Origin of the sequence: Devosia riboflavina, assembly GCF_000743575.1 — a bacterium.
Classification (GTDB): Bacteria; Pseudomonadota; Alphaproteobacteria; order Rhizobiales; family Devosiaceae; genus Devosia; species Devosia riboflavina.
On sequence record NZ_JQGC01000003.1, the window covers coordinates 280,178 to 297,991 of the forward strand.

At 62.7% G+C, this 17,814-nt stretch carries 19 protein-coding genes; 10 read left to right on the forward strand and 9 right to left on the reverse strand.

Translation table 11 applies throughout. The annotated features are described in order from the left end of the window. Positions 1-177: 177 nt before the first annotated feature. Together JP75_RS04470 and JP75_RS04475 are read right to left on the reverse strand one after the other, a co-directional pair. Complete coding sequence (locus JP75_RS04470; RefSeq protein ID WP_035079766.1) at positions 178-2,733, reverse strand: ABC transporter permease; 2,556 nt, start codon at positions 2,731-2,733, stop codon at positions 178-180. Beyond that, entirely contained in the window at positions 2,733-3,497 is a 765-nt protein-coding gene (locus tag JP75_RS04475; RefSeq protein ID WP_244446253.1) for an ABC transporter ATP-binding protein, read from the reverse strand. The genes JP75_RS04470 and JP75_RS04475 overlap by 1 nt, the downstream gene beginning before the upstream one ends. A 139-nt stretch (positions 3,498-3,636) precedes the next feature. Here JP75_RS04475 and JP75_RS04480 point away from each other — a divergent pair, with 139 nt between their 5' ends. Beyond that, on the forward strand, positions 3,637-4,152 hold the full coding sequence (locus JP75_RS04480) for a hypothetical protein (protein WP_152565724.1): 516 nt from the start codon (positions 3,637-3,639) through the stop codon (positions 4,150-4,152). 581 nt (positions 4,153-4,733) lie between these two features. After that, positions 4,734-4,949 (forward strand): hypothetical protein, encoded by a 216-nt coding sequence (locus tag JP75_RS04485; RefSeq protein ID WP_035079772.1) that lies wholly within the window; start codon positions 4,734-4,736, stop codon positions 4,947-4,949. A gap of 275 nt (positions 4,950-5,224) precedes the next feature. Here the strand turns inward: JP75_RS04485 and JP75_RS04490 are convergent, their stop codons facing one another. The 6 genes from JP75_RS04490 to JP75_RS04515 all read right to left on the reverse strand — a co-directional run bounded on the left by JP75_RS04490 (position 5,225) and on the right by JP75_RS04515 (position 8,397). After that, positions 5,225-5,500 (reverse strand): hypothetical protein, encoded by a 276-nt coding sequence (locus JP75_RS04490; protein WP_035079774.1) that lies wholly within the window; start codon positions 5,498-5,500, stop codon positions 5,225-5,227. 120 nt (positions 5,501-5,620) lie between these two features. After that, positions 5,621-5,818 carry a hypothetical protein gene (locus tag JP75_RS04495; RefSeq protein ID WP_035079776.1) on the reverse strand — a complete coding sequence of 66 codons (198 nt, stop codon included), beginning with the start codon at positions 5,816-5,818 and terminating at the stop codon, positions 5,621-5,623. Then, complete coding sequence (locus JP75_RS26765; RefSeq protein WP_035079779.1) at positions 5,805-5,954, reverse strand: hypothetical protein; 150 nt, start codon at positions 5,952-5,954, stop codon at positions 5,805-5,807. Before JP75_RS26765 ends, JP75_RS04495 begins: the two co-directional genes overlap by 14 nt. A 52-nt stretch (positions 5,955-6,006) precedes the next feature. Then, the gene (gene phnN, locus JP75_RS04505; RefSeq protein WP_035079783.1) at positions 6,007-6,573 is read right to left on the reverse strand and encodes a phosphonate metabolism protein/1,5-bisphosphokinase (PRPP-forming) PhnN; all 567 of its coding nucleotides are present in this window, start codon (positions 6,571-6,573) and stop codon (positions 6,007-6,009) included. Continuing rightward, the gene (locus JP75_RS04510) at positions 6,570-7,706 is read right to left on the reverse strand and encodes an alpha-D-ribose 1-methylphosphonate 5-triphosphate diphosphatase (protein ID WP_035079786.1); all 1,137 of its coding nucleotides are present in this window, start codon (positions 7,704-7,706) and stop codon (positions 6,570-6,572) included. The genes phnN and JP75_RS04510 overlap by 4 nt, the downstream gene beginning before the upstream one ends. Position 7,707: 1 nt before the next feature. Beyond that, positions 7,708-8,397, reverse strand: coding sequence for a DUF1045 domain-containing protein (locus tag JP75_RS04515; RefSeq protein WP_035079790.1), 690 nt, complete (start codon positions 8,395-8,397; stop codon positions 7,708-7,710). Between the two features lie 120 nt (positions 8,398-8,517). Between JP75_RS04515 and JP75_RS04520 the strand changes: the two genes are divergently transcribed. The 3 genes from JP75_RS04520 (at position 8,518) to JP75_RS04530 (ending at position 11,317) form a co-directional block, all read left to right on the forward strand. After that, positions 8,518-9,777, forward strand: coding sequence for a glycerate kinase type-2 family protein (locus JP75_RS04520; protein ID WP_035079794.1), 1,260 nt, complete (start codon positions 8,518-8,520; stop codon positions 9,775-9,777). A 156-nt stretch (positions 9,778-9,933) separates the two neighbouring features. Continuing rightward, positions 9,934-10,293, forward strand: a complete 360-nt coding sequence (locus JP75_RS04525) for a VOC family protein (protein WP_035079797.1) — start codon at positions 9,934-9,936, stop codon at positions 10,291-10,293. A gap of 85 nt (positions 10,294-10,378) precedes the next feature. Beyond that, positions 10,379-11,317 (forward strand): Gfo/Idh/MocA family protein, encoded by a 939-nt coding sequence (locus JP75_RS04530; RefSeq protein WP_035079800.1) that lies wholly within the window; start codon positions 10,379-10,381, stop codon positions 11,315-11,317. A 134-nt stretch (positions 11,318-11,451) separates the two neighbouring features. Here the strand turns inward: JP75_RS04530 and JP75_RS04535 are convergent, their stop codons facing one another. After that, entirely contained in the window at positions 11,452-13,584 is a 2,133-nt protein-coding gene (locus tag JP75_RS04535) for a TonB-dependent receptor domain-containing protein (RefSeq protein ID WP_035079803.1), read from the reverse strand. A 196-nt stretch (positions 13,585-13,780) separates the two neighbouring features. On the opposite strand from JP75_RS04535, the gene hemP reads away from it, so the two are divergent. From hemP to JP75_RS04555, 5 genes are read left to right on the forward strand one after another with little or no spacing between them, the layout of a single operon-like run. Continuing rightward, positions 13,781-13,936, forward strand: coding sequence for a hemin uptake protein HemP (hemP, locus tag JP75_RS25735; protein WP_084587472.1), 156 nt, complete (start codon positions 13,781-13,783; stop codon positions 13,934-13,936). 10 nt (positions 13,937-13,946) lie between these two features. Next, positions 13,947-15,002: a hemin-degrading factor gene (locus JP75_RS04540; protein ID WP_035079806.1), complete on the forward strand. Its 1,056-nt coding sequence runs from the start codon at positions 13,947-13,949 to the stop codon at positions 15,000-15,002. Between the two features lie 12 nt (positions 15,003-15,014). Further along, entirely contained in the window at positions 15,015-15,893 is an 879-nt protein-coding gene (locus JP75_RS04545; RefSeq protein ID WP_035079811.1) for a heme/hemin ABC transporter substrate-binding protein, read from the forward strand. A gap of 17 nt (positions 15,894-15,910) precedes the next feature. Then, the gene (locus JP75_RS04550; RefSeq protein ID WP_244446254.1) at positions 15,911-16,993 is read left to right on the forward strand and encodes a FecCD family ABC transporter permease; all 1,083 of its coding nucleotides are present in this window, start codon (positions 15,911-15,913) and stop codon (positions 16,991-16,993) included. A gap of 5 nt (positions 16,994-16,998) precedes the next feature. Then, positions 16,999-17,811, forward strand: coding sequence for a heme ABC transporter ATP-binding protein (locus JP75_RS04555; protein WP_035079816.1), 813 nt, complete (start codon positions 16,999-17,001; stop codon positions 17,809-17,811). Positions 17,812-17,814: the final 3 nt, after the last annotated feature.

Sequence of the window (17,814 nt, forward strand, 5' to 3'; positions counted from 1 at the left end):
ATGGGGATTTTGGCGAAAACCCAATCGGTGGGGTGAGAGGGTGTGGAAACTCTACTCCATCGGGGCTTCGCCACTCGCTCCTCTGCGGAGGATAGAGACCCCTCACCCTGATTTTCTGCTGAACGCAGAAAATCTGTCCCTCTCCCGCAAGGGGCGAGGGGAAGTTCGGTGGCTCCCCTACACGCTCGACATTTCGCGCAGCAGCAGGGCTGGGCGGATGGAGAGAACCCGCAACAGCGTCGTAGCGCCGAGGATGGCGGTCATGCCGACGAGGCCGGCGACGACGAGGCCGATGGTGGCGGGATCGACGGCGAAGGAGACGTTGAGGAGGACCTGGGTGAGGAGCCAGGCCGTGAAGATGCCGGCGGGGATGGCGATGATTGCCGCGAAGACGGCGAGGAGGAGGAACTGGATCAGGGCCGAGACCAGGATCTCGCTGCGCTTGGCCCCTAAAACCTTGTTGAGGACGGCGTCAGATTCGCGCTGGCGGCGACCGGCGGCGAGGCTGCCGATGAGGATGAGGAGGCCATTGAGGACAGCGATGCCGCCCACGGCTGCCACCGCGAGGGAAAGCTGGCTCAGGGCTTCGGTGATGCGGGTGAGCGTGGCGCCGATTTCGATGAATTTGATGTCGATGAATTCATTGGCGAGGAAGCGTTCGACCTCTTCTTCGCGGCCGGGTTCGGCGGTGACGGCGGCGAGGATGGTGGAGGGATACATGTCCAACACGCCGGGGGAGAAGGCGACGAGGAAGTCGATGCCGCCCTGCCAGGCATAGTCGCGGAAATTGCCGACCGTGGCGGTGACGGTTTCGCCGAAAATTTCGAAGGTGATTTCGTCGCCGATTTTTGCGCCGAGCCCCTGGCGCAGGTTTTGGTGCAGGGAGACGAGGGCGGGACCGGTATAGTCGGCGGGCCACCACTGGCCTTCGACAAGGCGCGAGGCCGGGGGCAGGACCGTGCGATAGGTCATGGGGATTTCGCCCGAGAGCAGGAAGGCGGCTTCGGGGCCGTTGGCGGCGAGATTTTCGATCGGGGTGCCGGCAATGGTCATGACCGTGCCGCGCAGCATGGGGGTGGCGGTGACCAGCTCGATGCCGTGCTCGGGGCCAACGGAGGCCTGCAAGGTTTCCATTTCGTCGGGAAAAAGGTCGGAGGCGACGAGGGTCGGGGCGTCGAAGACCGAGGCGCCCAAGAATTCGTTGCGGAGGTTGATGGCGAGGACCTGTACGACGACGAGGATCACCATGGCGAGGCCGACGGCGGTGACGACGGCGGACGAGTTTCGCGTGGTGCCGATGATAGCGCGGAGCGACTGGCGCAGGGGGCGCCAGCGGGCGGTGGGAAGTTTGGTAAGGCCGATGAGGGCGAGACGGCTGCCGAGTTGCAGGAGTACGGCAGCGCCGATGGCGGAGCCGGCGAAGGCGAGGACCAGGGTGAGGTCCTTGGTGAGGACCACTGCGAGCCAGAAGAAGAGGAGAATGGCGATGGCGAGGGGCAGGAGTTCGGCGGAGGCGATGAACTTGCGCCAATCGATACGCGGGGCGCCGAGACCTTTCGAGCGGAAGAGATTGGCCGGAGACACCATCTGCGCCTGAACGAGGGGCAGATAGGAGAAGGCGAAGGCGGTGAGGAGGCCGACGGCGCCGGCGACGAGGACGGCGACAAGGTCGATCTCGCGGGCGAGCGGAATGCCGATGGCTTCGCCCACAGCGGGGAGCACGACGAGGCCGATGGTGACGCCGACGACAATGCCGATGCCGACGCCGACAAGGCCGAGGGCCAGCACTTGCACGAGGAAGTGGACGAGGACGCGCCAGCGGGCGGCGCCGAGGCTGCGGAGCACGGCGATAACGCCGGAGCGTTCGCCGATATAGGCGGACATGACGCTCCAGACGGAGACGCCGCCGATCAGCAGGGAGCCGAGGCCGACGACCATCAGGAAGCCGGTGAAGAGCTCATAGTATCGCAGCATGGGGCCGAGGCCATCGAGGGCCGAGCGGATTTCCCAGCCGGCATCGCCGAGTTCGGCGGCGAGACGCGTGCGTTCGGCTTCAGTGTCACCGGAGGCGAGCAGCAGCTTGTAGCGGAAATTGGTGCCGAGGCCCGGAAGGGGCGAGGTGCGGTCGGAAACGTGGGCAAAGCCATCGGTGCTGAGCAGGGTCGAAAGGCCCAGGCGGAAGCCGCGGACGGGGCCATCGGGGAGGCCGGTCAGGGTGCCGCGAACGGCAAAATCGGTGCCGCCGATGGAGATGGTGTCGCCGGTCTTGAGACCGAGCTGGTCGAGCATGACGGGATCGACGAGGGCGCCGAACATGCCGTCGCGTTCTTCGAGGGCATTGAACGGCGAGACCATGGCTTCGGCATCGCTGGTGCCAACGCCACCGAGAAGGGGATAACCGGGGCCGGCGGCGACGAGGTCGACAAAGGCTTCGCCGGTGGGGGATTCGGCGCCGAGGTTGGTTTCGATGACGCTGGCGAGCGTGCCGGCCTGTTCGAGAATGGCGAGTTCGCTGGCGTTCGCCGCACGGTCGGAGCGGGTGAATTCGAGATCGCCGCCCATGAGCATGGCCGCGTTCTGGTCGACGGCGCGGGTGATGGCCGAGGAGACAGCGGAGACGCCGGCGATCAGCGCCGTGCCGACGGCGAGGCAGATGATGAGGAGGGAAAAGCGAGCCCAGTCGCCGGCCATTTCCTTGAGGCCCACGCGGGCCGCGGCGAAGACGGCGCGCATCAGTGCTTGCCCGTGGTTTCGGTCAGTTGACCCTGTTCCATGGTGAAGCGGCGGTCGGTGCGCTCGGCGAGGTGCGCATCGTGCGTGATCATGACGACGGCAGTGCCGTTCTGGCGGGCGAGGTTGAACATGAGTTCCACCACCACGGCGCCGGACTTCTGGTCGAGATTGCCGGTGGGTTCGTCGGCCAAAAGTAGACGCGGCTTGGTGACGAGGGCGCGGGCGAGGCCGACGCGCTGCTGTTCGCCGCCGGAAAGAGCCGAGGGGCGATGATCGAGGCGTTTTCCCAGGCCGACGGCGTCGAGCGCGGCGGCAGCTTCCTTGCGCACATCGCTCAATTTCATGTCGGGGCGGGCGATTTCGAGCGCGAGGCCCACATTGTCGAGGGCCGTCAGCGAGGGAATGAGGTGAAAGCTCTGGAAGACGATGCCGAGGGTGTTGCGGCGGAAGACGGCCATGGCGTCTTCGTCGAGTTTTGTGATGTCGGTGCCGCCCACCTGGATGTGGCCGGCGCTGGCGCGCTCGAGACCGGCGAGGAGCATCAGGAGCGAGGTCTTGCCGCTGCCCGAGGGGCCGACAATGGCGACCACTTCGGCCGGATTCACGGAGAGATCGACTGCGCGCAAAATGTTGAGCGGCTTGCCGGCGACATCGACGCTATAATCGACCTTGCTGGCAATGATGATCGGGCTATTGGCCATGCGCGCCGCTTTCTTGGAAGGAGCAGGAGCATCGGAAAGCGGGGACTGATCAGGCGCGGACACGCTGCCTCCGGCGATATTGGTTTACGCAGCGTAAATGCCGCATCTTTGCGCAATCATATTAAACTGGCATTGTTGGATGAAGTACTAAAGAAGTCATGCTCCGGTGGGCGGACAATTATGACCAAGAGGATTTGACGTGGTGAAGGGTGGGAAGAGCGCCATTGGCGTGGCGATGATGCTGGTTGGTCTGGCCGCAACGCCGGCGCTGGCGGGGCCGGGCGAGCAGGCGCTGCTGGCTTCCTATGTCGGCAACTGGCGCGGGGAAAGCATCCTGCAGGGGGGCGACAAGCCCGAACCCTTTCGCTGCCGATTGGCCGTAAGCCCCGGAAATTCCGGCAAAATCAACTATACCGGCCGCTGCACGCTGGTGAACATGAACCTCTCGGTGTCAGGCACCATCGCCTATGTGGATGCCAAGGGCCAGTATGAAGCGGTGATGACCTCCAATGCCGGCTTTTCGGGCATTGCCGTGGGCAAGCAGGGCGGCGACGAGATCGGCTTCGACCTTGTCGAGCGCCAGAAGGATCGCGGCGGCAATGACGTTGCCATCGGCTCGCGCATCTTCCTCGTCGGCGATTCGATTCGCGTGGATTTCCAGGTCGAGTTCAACGATTCGGGGAAGCTCCTGACCACCAGCGTGCCTTTCGCGCGCTGATCACAAGGTTTTGCCCGGCCCTTTGTTATGAGGGCGGGCGGACCGATCCCGCGGGACCATGACCGGGGCGCATAATGGCGTGCCCCGTCCGAGCGTCTTCCTGCGCAAAAACATGATCAACTGTGTCATGTTTTTACCACACGACGAAAGTCGAGTACGGTTTTTCGATTTTTTCGCGCATTGCGCATCACGCCCTACTGGTGAAAACGCAAAAGCTCGCCTATCTTGCCATCGCTGCGCCGCAAATGGCGCGCACCCATACGTTCAACACTCGCAAGGAGAGGAATGACGATGACGACATCGCCGACCATTACCATCCATGCCCTGTGTTCGCTCGTAGTAGCCCGCCGCACTGACGCCAAACGCTGGCAAGGGTTCTGCTCGAAACGAATGTGACAGTCGTCACATTTGCAATGTGACTGAAGTCACATTCACGGTGTGAAACCAGCCAAATAAAGATCTGGCAGCAGTCACACCACCGTCTCAGAGTTTCGATAGACCCGCAGCGAAATGGCCTCACCGGCGTGGACAGTTCCACCGCCCGTGTTTTTCCATTCGTCGCGCAAGTGGAGATTCCACCCATGCAGGAAAACAGTTTTTCTAAGGCCGAAACACTCCGGCCAACCGTGATCGAAGTCGGCGGCGAGCCACAGGGCGTCGTCGTGCCGACCGAGGGCGGCTATCGCTTCCTCGCCGTCAAGCTGCCGGCCTTCGTGGTCGACGGCCAGCATTTTGCTAGCGTTGAAATCGCCCATCGGGCGGTGCGCGACGCCGTGCAGGGTGCCGCAGAACTCTAGGCGCGGTCGGCCCGGGCCGCGCTCCATCATTCATGCTCCCTGCCATCCCCGCGCAAGCGGGGATTTTTGCTTTTGGAGCCCCTGCCCTACCGCTGCGTTTGTCCTTCACTAAGATTATCCTAAACTCGATTGTCACCCCGGCGAAGGCCGGGGTCTATCCCGAGATCTCAAGATGGGCCCCGGCCTTCGCCGGGGTGACCGACCGTGGGAGAGAAATCATCGTGCCAGCCTGCCTCAGTCGAAATTTTGCGCGGAAGCAGGCGCAGCAAAACACTTCAGAGGCGGTGCAGGAGTGGAAAAGGTTCGGGCCAATAGGCCAGAGGCTCGAGGACGACGAAAAGGTCGGCATCGGCGGGCATGTCGGCCATCATCCGGCAAATGCCGAGGATCAGGTCGGACGGGGATGGATTATCGGGGACCAGGCGCTCAAGACTGCCATCGAGGCCGTGCTTCAAGACGCCGGCACAGAGCTCGCCGTCATGCACGAAGAGCAGAAGAGCCGTCTGGCCGGCCGGGAGCTGATCCGGCGTGACGCGCACATAGGATGTCATTTCCGCACCGCAAGGTTTTGACCGTGACGCTGCGAAAATGATCAGGCCGGGGCGGTTGGAAGCGCCTTTCCGGCCCGGCGCGCAGAAATGCGGAGGCCTGTAAGCAGATCAACGGATCGATCAGCCATCATTGCTCGAATTGAGCTCTTCGGGGCGTTGGCCTTCGGCCAGGGGCGGATGCGGATCGAGCACGCGCAGGACCGCTTCGGCCAGCGCTTCCACATCGACGCGTTGCGCGCCGGCCTCGGCCTGGCGCTGCAATTCGGCCGACAAGGCCGTGGCGATGGCCGTGCGGTGCGTTTCCCTAGCCGTTTCCATCGATGGACACTCCCTGCTCGTCGATCCGCACTTCAATGCCCGGTTGGGATTGCTGCTGCTGATAGGTATAGATCGCGAAGGCGACGACGGCCACGGCAAGCACGGCCACCAGGGCATAAAGTCCGTTTCGGCTCATTGAGAACTCCTGACGCTTGATCAGGATTGAACGCACCGAAGCGAAAAAGGGTTCACTCGTCGGCGAGTTTGCGTAGGGCCATGACGAAGGCGGTGACGCCGATGCCGACGGAGCTGGAATTGTCGATGACGACGGGGGAGACATCGGCCGGCAGGGCCGCCCCTTCGCGGGCAAGGCGGGCGGTGATCTGGTCGCGGCTCTCGCGGCCGCGTTTCGACAGGCGTTCCGCGCGGAGCGAGATTTCGGCCGTGATCATGACGACGCGGCAGGTGGGGTATTTTGCCATGGCCGTGGGCACGACATGGCGCGAAACATTGGCGACGACGATGCGGCCGAGGGCGAGGTCGGTATCGACGCCGATGGGCAGGGCATAGTTGAGGCCGTGCGCCTCCCAATGCAGCGCCAGGCGATCGCCGGCGAGGGCCTCGGCAAATTCTTCGGGCTCGATGGAAAGATGGTCTTCAAGATCAAGATCGGTGGGGCGGGTGACGAGGCGCCGCACGAAGCTGAAGCGCTTGTCGGCATCGAGCGCCTGGCGGGCGCCCGTGATCAGCGTATCCTTGCCGACGCCGGAAGGGCCAATGACGAGAACCAGCACTCCGGGCGGACGATCGCTCAACTGACCCTGATCCCCTCTTTCCAGACGGCGCGCACGGCGGGCACGCGCGTCTCTCCAGAAACTCGCACCAGATCGGCCCTCTTGCCAATGGCGATCTCGCCGCGGTCCACAAGGCCGGCGGCTTCGGCCGGGTTTTTGGTCACGAGGAGGAGGGCCTGGGGCAGGCTGATCTCCTTCAACCGCTGGGGCAGGACAAAGACGGCCTGCAGCAGGGCGAAGGGGACATAGTCGGAGCTGAGGATATCGAGGAGGCCGGCGGCGACGAGATCGCTGGCTGAAATGTTTCCGGAGTGGGATTTGCCGCGAACCACGTTTGGCGCGCCCATAAGGACGGCCTGGCCGGCGTCGTGGGCAGCGGCGGCGGCTTCAAGGGTCGTGGGAAATTCGGCGATGGAAATGCCGTCTTCGGCGGCTTCTTCGACCTGGGCCAGGGTCGCGTCGTCGTGGCTGGCGAGAGCCAGGCCCAGTTCATGGGCGCGGGCGACGATGGCCTTGCGATTGGGGGCGGAATGGCGGTCGTGCTCGGCCTGGCGGGCATTGATATAGGCCAGCATCTGCTCTTCGTTCTGGCCCATATGTTTGGCGTAGAAGCGCTTGTAGTCGTCGAGCGAGCGGAACTGGCGCTGGCCCGGCGTGTGGTCCATGACCGAAGCGAGACGGGTCTGGGGATGATCAGCAAAAGCCTCGAAATGTTCGACGACGTCGTGGCTCGGCAATTCGCAGCGCAGGTGCAGGAAATGCTCGGCACGGAGCCAACCTTGTTCGGGGCCGGCGCGGACGGCCTCCACCAGATTTTTCGAATGTTCGAACATGTTCGGCAGGTCGACATCGGAGCCGATGCGGACGGCGTCGAAAACCGTGGTGATGCCGGAGCCGGATATCTGCACGTCATGGGCGTGAAGCGCGGCCAGCGGATCCCAGAAGACGCCGGGACGCGGGCGATAGTGATTTTCGAGATGGTCGGTGTGGAGTTCGACGAGGCCCGGGATCAGGTAGTCGCCGCCAAAGTCTTCGCCGCTGCGGGTGTTTTTGCTGTCGATATCGGCAATCCTGCCATCGCGCACCAAAACGCTGCCGGTGACGACATCATCGGCAAGGACGACACGGGCATTGGAGAGGACGAGGTCGGACACGTTACGCTCCCAACTTGTAGTCTTCGAGGCGGCGGAAGGGGCGGCCGCTGTCGGGCTCGTGAAAGAGCACGAGGCGATCGAAGAGGATCGGTTCGGCAATGTCGGGGGCGAACCAGGATTCGAGGGCCGTGGCAATTTCGGCGCGCTCGACTTCCGGCAGGCGATCGGTCAGCGTCATGTGGAAGCGGAATTCGTCGAAGACATAGGGATAGCCATAGGAATCGAGCAATTCTTCCTGGCGCGGCGTGAGGCCGCGGGCGGCGCGGGCAGCACGATCCTTGATGCTGAGCGGGGCGCGGAAGGGTTCGAACTCTTCCACCACGTGAGCGGCGAAATCCTGCAGTTTTTCGTTCGGCTCGGCGGGGATCAAGGCGAGGAAGCCATCGAGGGAGGCAACGCGCAGGTGGCCCAGCACGAAGGGCGCCTGAGTGCGGGCAAAATTGGCGAGGGCTGCGCGCAGCTCTTCGATGGTCGTGCCTTCGGCCAGCGCCATGGGCGGCTTGATGGTGGCATGAAAGGCGTAGCGATTGGCTGACTGCGTCAGGTTGAGCAGGCGATTGCGCTCCACGCCAGCGACGGGACCGTCAAATGTCTCGTTGGTGAGGGGATCGCGGCCGAGCCAGGCGGCGGCGCGGTCCCAGAGCGGGCTATTGGCGGAGGGCGCGTAATAGATGGCGAATCGTTCGGTCATGAAAACTCCAGAAGCGTGCCGCTAGCGCCTCTATGTGTCTGCCTTTTGACATGACGGCAAGGCTGGACAAGGCAAGCGCACCTCTCCACAAAGGCGGCGAGGAAAATCAGGGTTTTGAGGATGACCATGGATCGCGCGCTGCTGCAAACCCTGTTCGAGCTTGCCGTGGAGCGCGCCCAGCCAGCGCTGGCCGTTTCGCGGCATTTGCCGCAAAAACCCAAGGGCCGGACAATTGTCATCGGGGCGGGCAAGGCTTCGGCGCAGATGGCGCGAGCCTTTGAAAAAGCCTGGGACGGAGAAATTTCCGGACTCGTGGTCACCCGCTATGGCTATGCGGAAAAATGCGAGCGGATCGAGATCGTGGAAGCCGCGCATCCGGTGCCGGACGGGGCGGGTTTTGAGGCGGCGAAGCGGCTCAAGGAGATTGTCAGCGGATTGAGCGCGGATGATCTCGTGGTGGCGCTGATTTCGGGGGGCGGCTCGGCGCTGCTGCCGGCGCCGGCCGAGGGGCTGGCGCTGGAGGATGAGCAGGCGATCAATCGGGCACTGCTTGCCTCGGGGGCGCCGATCGGGGTGATGAACCTCATCCGCAATCAGTTTTCGACCATCAAGGGTGGGCGATTGGCGGCGCTGGCGGCGCCGGCGCGGGTGGCGACGCTGGTGGTTTCGGATGTGCCGGGGGATGATCCGGCGCTGGTGGCTTCCGGGCCGACGATTTCGCTCTCTGGGACGCGGGCCGATGCCAGGAAATTTGCCGAGCTCTATCGGCTGGACTTGCCGGAGGCGGCGAAGACGCTGCTGGCGAGTGATGAAAATCCGGCGCCGCGGGCGGACGATGCGCGCTTTGTCGGCAATAGCGTCGTCACCATCGCCTCGGCGGCACTGTCGCTGACGGCGGCAGCGGAAGAGGCGCGCAAGCGGGGAATTGCGGCGGCGGTTCTCTCCGACTCCATCGAGGGTGAAGCGCGGGATGTGGCGCTGGTGCATGCGGCCATTGCCAAGGAGATTTCGCAGCGCAACCAGCCGTTCGAGAAACCGGTGGTTTTGCTCTCCGGGGGTGAAACCACGGTGACGCTACGCGGAAAAGGGCGCGGCGGGCGGAATGGGGAATTTTTGCTGGCGCTGGCCATCGCGCTCGATGGCGTCGAAGGGGTGACGGCGCTGGCGGGGGATACGGATGGGATCGATGGGTCCGAGGACAATGCCGGGGCGTTTGTGGACGGCACTTCGGCGCGGCGGATGCGTGAGGCGGGGGTGGACCCGCTGGCAGCCTTGGCGAACAATGATGCCTATGGGGCGTTCGAGGCGATCGGGGATTTGTTTGTGACGGGGCCGACCGGGACGAATGTGAATGATTTCCGGGCCATTTTGATCCGGTAGAGTGTGCGCAGTGTTGGCTGCGACCTCAGTGTCATCTCCGCGAAAGCGGGGACCTCCGTCTAAACAGGGTTCCCGCTTTCGCGGGAATGACGCTGTGGGTGGGATGGGCGCCCGATATATACCGGAAGAGGGGCGAAGTGATCACGGGAGGACCACATGGCGAAGGCACTTGGCGTTGGCGGGTTTTTCTTTCGGGCGCGGGACAAGGACCGGCTTGCGGCCTGGTATGAATTGCATCTTGGGGTGACGGGGCTCTGGAACCAGGAGGCAGGGCTGACGGTGTTTGCGCCGTTCAAGGAGAGCACCGACTATTTTCCGGCCGACAAGCAATGGATGATCAATTTTCGGGTGGATGATCTCAACGGGATGATGGCGCAGTTGCGCGCCGCCGATATTGCCGTCGAGACGCGACCGGATGAATGGGATACGCCGGAGACCGGTCGCTTTGCTAGAATTCATGATCCGGAAGGCAACCAGATCGAGCTTTGGGAGCCTCCGGCGCCACAGTCGGAATAAAAATCATACTTTTCTGAGGTGAGGCCTTGGCGGCCTTGCCGCTCTCTGCTCTAACGTGCCGCAAAACCGGCTCGGGAGACTGTTTATGGCCAAGCGCAAAATCGCGGTTATCGGTGTGGGCAAGATTGCTGTGGACCAGCACCTGCCGGTGATCGATGCCTCGGACGACTTCGAGCTGGCGGCGACGGTTTCGACGCGCGGCGTGGGCCATGGCTCGGTGCCGGTGTTCAAGACGCCGGGAGAGCTTTATGCGGCCATGCCCGAAGTTGGCTTGGTTTCCATCTGCACGCCGCCGGGCATTCGCCACACCTACGTTCGCGAGGCGCTCGACGCCGGCAAGGACGTGATGATGGAAAAGCCGCCGACCACGACCATTTCCGAACTCGACGATCTCATTGCCCATGGGAAGCGCCTTGATCGCGTGCTGTATCAGACCTGGCACAGCCAGTTTAACGCCGCCGTCGACCGGGCGAAGACGATCCTCGCCGATGAGGGCGTGGTTTCGGCACGCATCGACTGGCGCGAAAGCGTGCGCAAGTGGCATCCGGGGCAGGATTGGGTCTGGGAGCCCGGTGGTTTTGGTGTCTGCGATCCCGGCATCAATGCCTTTTCGATTTTCACGAAAGTCATGCCCTTCCCGGTTTTCGTGGAAAGCTCAAAACTGACTTTTCCGGCCAATCGGCAGACGCCGGTCGATGCCGATATCGTCTTCAAATCGAGCCAGGCGCATCAGCCAAAGCTCTCCTGCGGGTTCAATTGGCTGGAAGAATCAGGGGAAATCTGGACCATCCGGTTCGAGACCGGGCGAGGCAACGAGATCAAGCTTGAGAATGGCGGGCGGAAGCTCGTGGTCAATAGCCAGACCGTACTGGAGCATGGCGATCTCGAATATTCGGCCATGTATGACCGCTTTGCCGACCTGCTCGATCGGCACGAAAGCGATGTCGATGCGGCGCCGCTGCGCCTGATGTCGGACGTGTTTTTGCTCGGTGCCCGGGTGAATGGGCCGGAGTTTGAGTGGTAGTAGATTTGAGCGTTATGGCTCTCACGCCCCACCCTTGAGGGTAAGCGATCGGAACGAAAAACGGCGGCCCAAGGGCCGCCGTTTCAGTAAGAACTTTCCGGCATGGGACGGAAAACTCTTGGATTTTTTGAGGCTTACCAGCCGAACTGCTTGGCAACCGAGATCTTGAAGGTACGGCCGGTGGAACGGTCGGCCGAGAGATTCTGGCGGTAGTCGGCGTTGAAGAGGTTGTCGACACCCACCTGGAATTGAGTGCCAGCCAGCGGCCCCGTATCCGGTTTCCAATTGGCGAATAGATCAACCGTTGCATAGGCTTCAGCAGTGCCGTCGCCCACATTCTGACCCTGCACGACCTGCAGAACATAGCGCCCCTTATCGGCGAACGTAAGGCGAGCCCCTACGTCGAAATCGTACTCGACGTTGCGGATACCAACGGTCAAGGCCGCCTTGCTCTGTGGCACAGTGGTCAGCGGCGTATTTGCGACGAGATCATCGCCAATGGTCAGACCATAAGCAAGGCTAGCATAGAGCAGTTCGCTATCGTAGGAGGCTTCGACTTCGACGCCATAGATGCGGGCCTTGCCGACATTGCGATAGTACGGAACGTTATTTCCGGTAGCCGAGGTAATGAGGTTCGTCAGGTCGCTATAGTAGGCAGTGGTCTTGAGCGCCGCGCTGTCACCCGATTGAAGCAGATCGTTGCCGGAAAGAGCGAAACCGGCTTCGTAGGTCTCGGCGCTTTCCTTTTGCAGGTTAAGGCTGGCGGTCTTGGTGGCACTGATGGAATAGAGTTCGTCGATGGTCGGTAGGCGCTCAGTGTGGGCGTAGGACGCAAAGACGCCAATATTGTCGGTGACCTCGTAGTGAGCCGACAACTTGGGCGAGAATGCACTGCCCTCAATGTTGCGGGCCCCAGTGGTCGAGTTGACCCAATGGAAGTCCCCACGCGCGCCGGCAGTCAGGGTCAGCTTTTCGGCCCAGATGAATTCGTTCTGGGCAAAGATGCCGATCTTGTTTTCCGTGCCCTGTGGGTGGGCTGGAAGCGGAGCAGCATTTCCCGGACGAGTTGCCGTGCGCTCCTGGGTAGAGGCGGAGAAGCCAGCGGTCAGGTAGTTCTCAAAGCCATCGCCGATCCACTCGATGGTGTTGTCGGCCTTAAGCTGCCAAGTCTTGTAGCCATAGCGGGTGTCGAGATAGATGCTCTCGGTGCCCACGGGGGCGAATACACCGCCCGGTCCCGGTGCCAGGGTCGCCGGCGTCGTGATCGGCCCGTTGGCGACCTGACGGTGATTGGTCTGGTTGTTTGTGGTGTCCGAATAGGTCAGATTGACCTTGAGATCGACCCACGGATTATCGGTCGCCGGATTCTCCCAAACCAGAACCGCCGTCTGGTCGATCACTTCACGGTCGATGACACCAAACTGGGTGGATGTGCCGGTCTGCGCGTAAGGCTGCTGCTTCGCATCGCTATACCAGCGCTGGTAGGACAGGCTCAGTTCCTGCTCGTCGTTGTCGCCGAAATGGGCCGTTCCTTTGATCAGGCCCGAAAGCGTATTGAACGCCGAACCGTTGAGCACTGTACCCTTGGCAAGTTCAATATCGTTGCGACGGCGCCAATTGCCGGCCGCGAGGATTTCGAAGGTTTCGTTGACCTGTTGAGCCAAAACGGCCGAGGTCAGTGTGCCAGCGCCGTTGCTGTCATACGAGGTCTTCACACGCAGGGCACCGGTATCGCCGTCCTGAATGAAATCCGACGCGTCCTTTGTGGTGAAGTTGACCACGCCACCCAGCGCGCCGGCACCATACAGTGTCGAGGACGCAGGCCCACGAAGCACTTCAACCTGCTTGTAGAGTTCGGGATCGGAGAAGAACGAGCCCATGCGGTACTGTTCGTTGAACTTTGGCGCGCCATCGACATTGATGACGACGCGCGAGCCGTCCGACGAGTTTTCGGTCGTGCCGATGCCGCGGATATTGAAGGCTTCACCGAACTGGCGCTGGCTGCCGACAACGGTCACGCCCGGCACGGTGGCGAAAAGCTCACCGGTGGTCGCGGCCTGTTCCTTGTCGAGGTCGGCCTGATTGAGCACCGTCACGGCCTGCGGCGTGTTGATCGCCACCTTGGGCGCGCCGGCGCCGATGACGAGGCGTTCGAGCAGAGTAATATTCGTTGCGTTGACATTTTGCGCTTGAGCACCCTGCTGCGCAACAATTGCCAGCGCGACGCCGCCCAAAAGCGCGGCCGCGCGTGACCTGACCAGCCCCATGTCTGTCTCCAGTTTCTTATAAGTCTTTTTGTGAACGGCTGGCTGGCAGAAGGCTGGCGGACCGGCTGGAAGAATGCTGACTCTTCCAATCACCTATTGCGCTGATTATTTATTCTGTCTAAAGAAGTCAAGTTTAATTCTCCTGCCGCGACGTTGGTTGATGACGTCGTAACAGATTGACTTCACTGGATAAATTATGCCTGCGAATGACCTTCCACCGCCAACAAACCAGACGAAAATCGTCACCAGTGACGAGATTCTGGGTGGTGGAAACGAGATTCAGATCGAGCACAAGGGCATGATTTATCGGTTGCGGGTCACGCGGCAGGACAAGTTGATCCTCACAAAATAGGCCCCTTCCCGTGACCGAGACCGTTGCCAAAACCGCCGAAGACATCCGCAACCTTCGCGCGCTGCACCCGCAAATGCGCGAGCGCGATTTTGCCCGTATTCACGGCATTACCGAAGGCCAGCTCGTGGCCGCCGAAGTCGGCCGCACTGCCACCCGCATCCGCGCCGATGTCGAGGCGGTGCTGAAGGGCCTGCCGGGCGTCGGCGAAGTCATGGCGCTGACGCGCAATGAAAGCGCCGTGCATGAAAAGATCGGGCCCTATGAAAAGGCCTCGTTCAATCCGCATGCATCCATCGTCTTGGGCGACCAGATTGACCTGCGCATTTTCCCCAGCCGCTGGGTGCATGGCTTTGCCATCGAAAAGACGGCGGAAGACGGTTCCACCAAGCGCTCGCTGCAGTTTTTCGATCGCGCCGGCAATGCCGTGCACAAGGTGCATGGGCGCCCGGCGACCGATGTCGCGGCATGGAATGCGCTGGTCGAGACATTGCGCCATGACGAGCAGGCCGATGTCATCGAAGTGACGCCCTACCCGCCCGCAAAAATCGAAGGCGAGGCTGCCAGCGTCGACGCGCTGCGCGAAGCCTGGTCGGCCATGACCGATACGCATCAGTTCTTCGGGCTGTTGAAAAAACTCAATTTCCCGCGTCTCGATGCCGTGGAAACGGTGGGCGAGGATTTTGCCTGGCAGCTCGACCACACGGCTGTCGACGCCATGTTCCGCAAGGTGGCGGGCACCGATCTGCCGATCATGGTTTTTGTCGGCAATGACGGCTGCATCCAGATTCATTCGGACCCGATCACCAATGTCAGCGCCATGGGCCCCTGGCTCAACGTGCTCGACGAGACCTTCCACCTGCATCTGCGCCTCGACCACGTCGTGGCGGCCTGGGCCGTGCGCAAGCCGACCAAGGATGGGCATGTCACCTCGGTGGAGCTCTATGACGAGAACCGCGAATTGATCATCCAGTTCTTCGGCCAGCGCCATGAAGGCGTGGACGAGCGCCCGGAATGGCGCGCCGTGGTCGAGCAACTGCCGCTTTTCTCCACTTCCAACGCCGCTTGAGATCTTTTGAAAATGCGTATTCGCACCCTGACCTCTATCGCTGCCGCCCTGATGGCCGCCACTTTTGCGGTTGCCCCGGCTTCGGCCGAAGACCTGCACAAGTTCGCCGATACCACCCGCCTCGTTTCCATCGGCGGCTCGCTGACCGAGATCTTTTATGAGCTCGGCGCCGAGGGCACGCTGGTCGCCCGCGACCAGACCGCGCTCTATCCCGAAGCCGCGCTGAGCCTGCCCGATGTGGGCTATATGCGTGCGCTGGCGCCGGAAGGCGTGCTCTCGGTCAATCCGAGTGGGCTCCTCGTCATCGAGGGCAGCGGCCCCCCGGAAGCACTGGAAGTGCTTTCGCATGCCGGCGTCGAATACCAGACCGTGCCGGAAGGCTATTCGGCTGAGGGTGTCGTAACCAAGGTGCGTGCCGTGGGCCAGGCCCTGGGTCTTGAAGACAAGGCCGAGGAGCTTGCCACCAAGCTCGAGGCGGAATTCGCGGCGCTCAAGACGCGCACCGATGCCATCACCGCGCCCAAGAAGGTGCTGTTCATCCTTTCCAACCAAGGTGGCCAGATCCAGGCTTCGGGCACCGGCACGGCGGCCAATGGCATTATTGCGCTGGCCGGCGCGACGAATGCCATTACTGAATATGAGGGCTATCGCCCACTGTCCGAGGAAGCCATTACTGCTGCGGCGCCTGATGCCATCCTGCTGATGGATCGTGGCGGCGACCATGGCGCCAATGAAGCCGAACTGCTGGCGAACCAGGCCATTGCCCTGACCCCGGCGGGCCAGAACAAGGCCATCTATCGCATGGATGGGGCCTATCTCCTCGGCTTTGGTCCGCGCACGGCCGCTGCTGCGACTGAACTTGCCGACCTCCTCGAAGGCAAGGCGCACTAACAAATATGGCCAGCACCATGTCTCTGCCCGCCAGCAACACACTGGCTCGGCCCGCCGGCGATCGCAGCCATATCGGACGCATCACCGTCATCGGCCTGGTCTTTGCGCTGCTGGCAGCCATGGTGCTGTCCATGACTACTGGCGCCTCGGGTGCCTCGGCGATCAACCTCGTCGGGCACTGGCTGGGCTTTGGCGGCGATGACGCTGCGGTGTTGAAAGACTATGCCGTCATCGTCAATATCCGCATGCCGCGCATGATCCTTGGCGTTCTTATCGGCGCGGGGCTGGCGGTTTCGGGGCTGCTCATGCAGGGACTGTTCCGTAATCCGCTGGCCGATCCGGGTCTCGTCGGCGTGTCGAGCGGCGCGGCGCTGGGTGCGGTCATTATCATCGTGCTTGGGGGCACGGCGCTGGCGCCCTTTACCACCGCGCTCGGCATCTGGTCCCTGCCCGCGGCGGCCTTTGGCGGGGGACTGCTTACCACCTTTGTGCTCTATCGCGTGGCGACGCGCGGCGGGCAGACGGCGATTGCCACCATGCTGCTTGCCGGTATCGCTATCGGCGCGCTGGCCGGGGCGTTCAGCGGCGTGCTCACCTATATCGCCAGCGAAAACCAGCTCCGCGACCTCACATTCTGGGGCATGGGGTCGCTGGCGGGGGCGACCTGGATCAAGGTTGCTGCGGCCGGGCCGATCATTTTCGTGGCGCTGGCTGCGGCGGGCTTTTTGGCCAAGGGGCTCAATGCCATGACGCTGGGCGAAGCGACCGCCTCGCATCTCGGCGTGCCGGTGCAGCGGTTCAAGCGCATCACCATCGTTGCCGTGGCGGCGGCGACCGGCGCTTCGGTGGCGGTCAGTGGCGGTATCGGCTTTGTCGGCATTGTCGTGCCGCACCTGTTGCGGCTCGTCATCGGGCCGGACCACCGCTATCTGCTGCCGGCGAGTGCGCTGCTGGGCGCGACCTTTTTACTGTTCTGTGATGCGCTGAGCCGCACCATTGTGGCGCCGGCCGAGCTGCCGATCGGCATCGTCACGGCGGCCTTCGGCGGGCCGTTCTTCCTCTGGATCCTGCTGCATCGCCGCAGCGCCTTTGCCTGGTGAGCGCAATGATTGCCATCGACAGCATCGACGTTTCAGTAGGCGGCCGCAGAATCCTGCATGGCGTTTTCATGGAAGCGCCGGCGGGAAAACTGACGGCGATCATCGGGCCCAATGGCTCGGGCAAGTCGACGCTGCTCAAGGCGCTGTGCCGGGACTATGCCTATTCGGGCACGATCTTCCTCGATGGCCGCGACATCGCCAGCATGAGCCCGGTGGAGATTGCCGGGCTTCGCGCCGTGCTGCCGCAATCGAGCAACCTGCCTTTTCCTTTCACGGTACGCGAAGTCGTTGCCATGGGGCTGACGGCGGGACGGCCGGGCGTGCATCCGCGCGCCTTGCAGCATCTGCCGGAAGAAGCCTTGGCGCGGGTCGATCTCGCCGGTTTTGGCGCGCGCTTTTACGGCGAGCTTTCGGGCGGCGAGCAGCAGCGCGTGCAATTGGCGCGCGTGCTGTGCCAGGTCTGGGAGCCGGTCATCGATGGCGTACCGCGCTATCTCTTCCTCGATGAGCCGGTTTCGAGCCTCGACATAAAACACCAGTTGATGATCATGGACGTGGCAAAGGGCTTTGCGCGGAGCGGCGGCGGGGTGATCGCCGTGCTGCATGATCTCAATCTGACGGCGCTCTATGCCGATGCGATCACGGCCCTGCGCGAGGGCAAGGTGGTGGCGAGCGGGCGGCCGGAAACGGTTCTTACGGACGCTGTTCTGGAAGCGGTGTTTGACGTGCCGCTGAAGGTCGGCGCGGCGCCGAAGCCGGGCACGCCATTCGTGCTGCCGCAATCGGTGCAGCTCACGAAATCCATGCAGGTTGCTTGACCG

What these genes read in the sequence shown, in the direction of transcription:
- JP75_RS04470 (WP_035079766.1), bottom strand. Translation starts at nt 2,733, where the DNA reads ATGCGCGCCGTCTTCGCCGCGGCCCGCGTGGGCCTCAAGGAAATGGCC.
- JP75_RS04485 (WP_035079772.1), top strand. Translation starts at nt 4,734, where the DNA reads ATGCAGGAAAACAGTTTTTCTAAGGCCGAAACACTCCGGCCAACCGTG.
- JP75_RS04490 (WP_035079774.1), bottom strand. Translation starts at nt 5,500, where the DNA reads ATGACATCCTATGTGCGCGTCACGCCGGATCAGCTCCCGGCCGGCCAG.
- JP75_RS04495 (WP_035079776.1), bottom strand. Translation starts at nt 5,818, where the DNA reads ATGGAAACGGCTAGGGAAACGCACCGCACGGCCATCGCCACGGCCTTG.
- JP75_RS26765 (WP_035079779.1), bottom strand. Translation starts at nt 5,954, where the DNA reads ATGAGCCGAAACGGACTTTATGCCCTGGTGGCCGTGCTTGCCGTGGCC.
- JP75_RS04515 (WP_035079790.1), bottom strand. Translation starts at nt 8,397, where the DNA reads ATGACCGAACGATTCGCCATCTATTACGCGCCCTCCGCCAATAGCCCG.
- JP75_RS04520 (WP_035079794.1), top strand. Translation starts at nt 8,518, where the DNA reads ATGACCATGGATCGCGCGCTGCTGCAAACCCTGTTCGAGCTTGCCGTG.
- JP75_RS04525 (WP_035079797.1), top strand. Translation starts at nt 9,934, where the DNA reads ATGGCGAAGGCACTTGGCGTTGGCGGGTTTTTCTTTCGGGCGCGGGAC.
- JP75_RS04530 (WP_035079800.1), top strand. Translation starts at nt 10,379, where the DNA reads ATGGCCAAGCGCAAAATCGCGGTTATCGGTGTGGGCAAGATTGCTGTG.
- JP75_RS04535 (WP_035079803.1), bottom strand. Translation starts at nt 13,584, where the DNA reads ATGGGGCTGGTCAGGTCACGCGCGGCCGCGCTTTTGGGCGGCGTCGCG.
- hemP (WP_084587472.1), top strand. Translation starts at nt 13,781, where the DNA reads ATGCCTGCGAATGACCTTCCACCGCCAACAAACCAGACGAAAATCGTC.
- JP75_RS04545 (WP_035079811.1), top strand. Translation starts at nt 15,015, where the DNA reads ATGCGTATTCGCACCCTGACCTCTATCGCTGCCGCCCTGATGGCCGCC.
- JP75_RS04550 (WP_244446254.1), top strand. Translation starts at nt 15,911, where the DNA reads ATGTCTCTGCCCGCCAGCAACACACTGGCTCGGCCCGCCGGCGATCGC.
- JP75_RS04555 (WP_035079816.1), top strand. Translation starts at nt 16,999, where the DNA reads ATGATTGCCATCGACAGCATCGACGTTTCAGTAGGCGGCCGCAGAATC.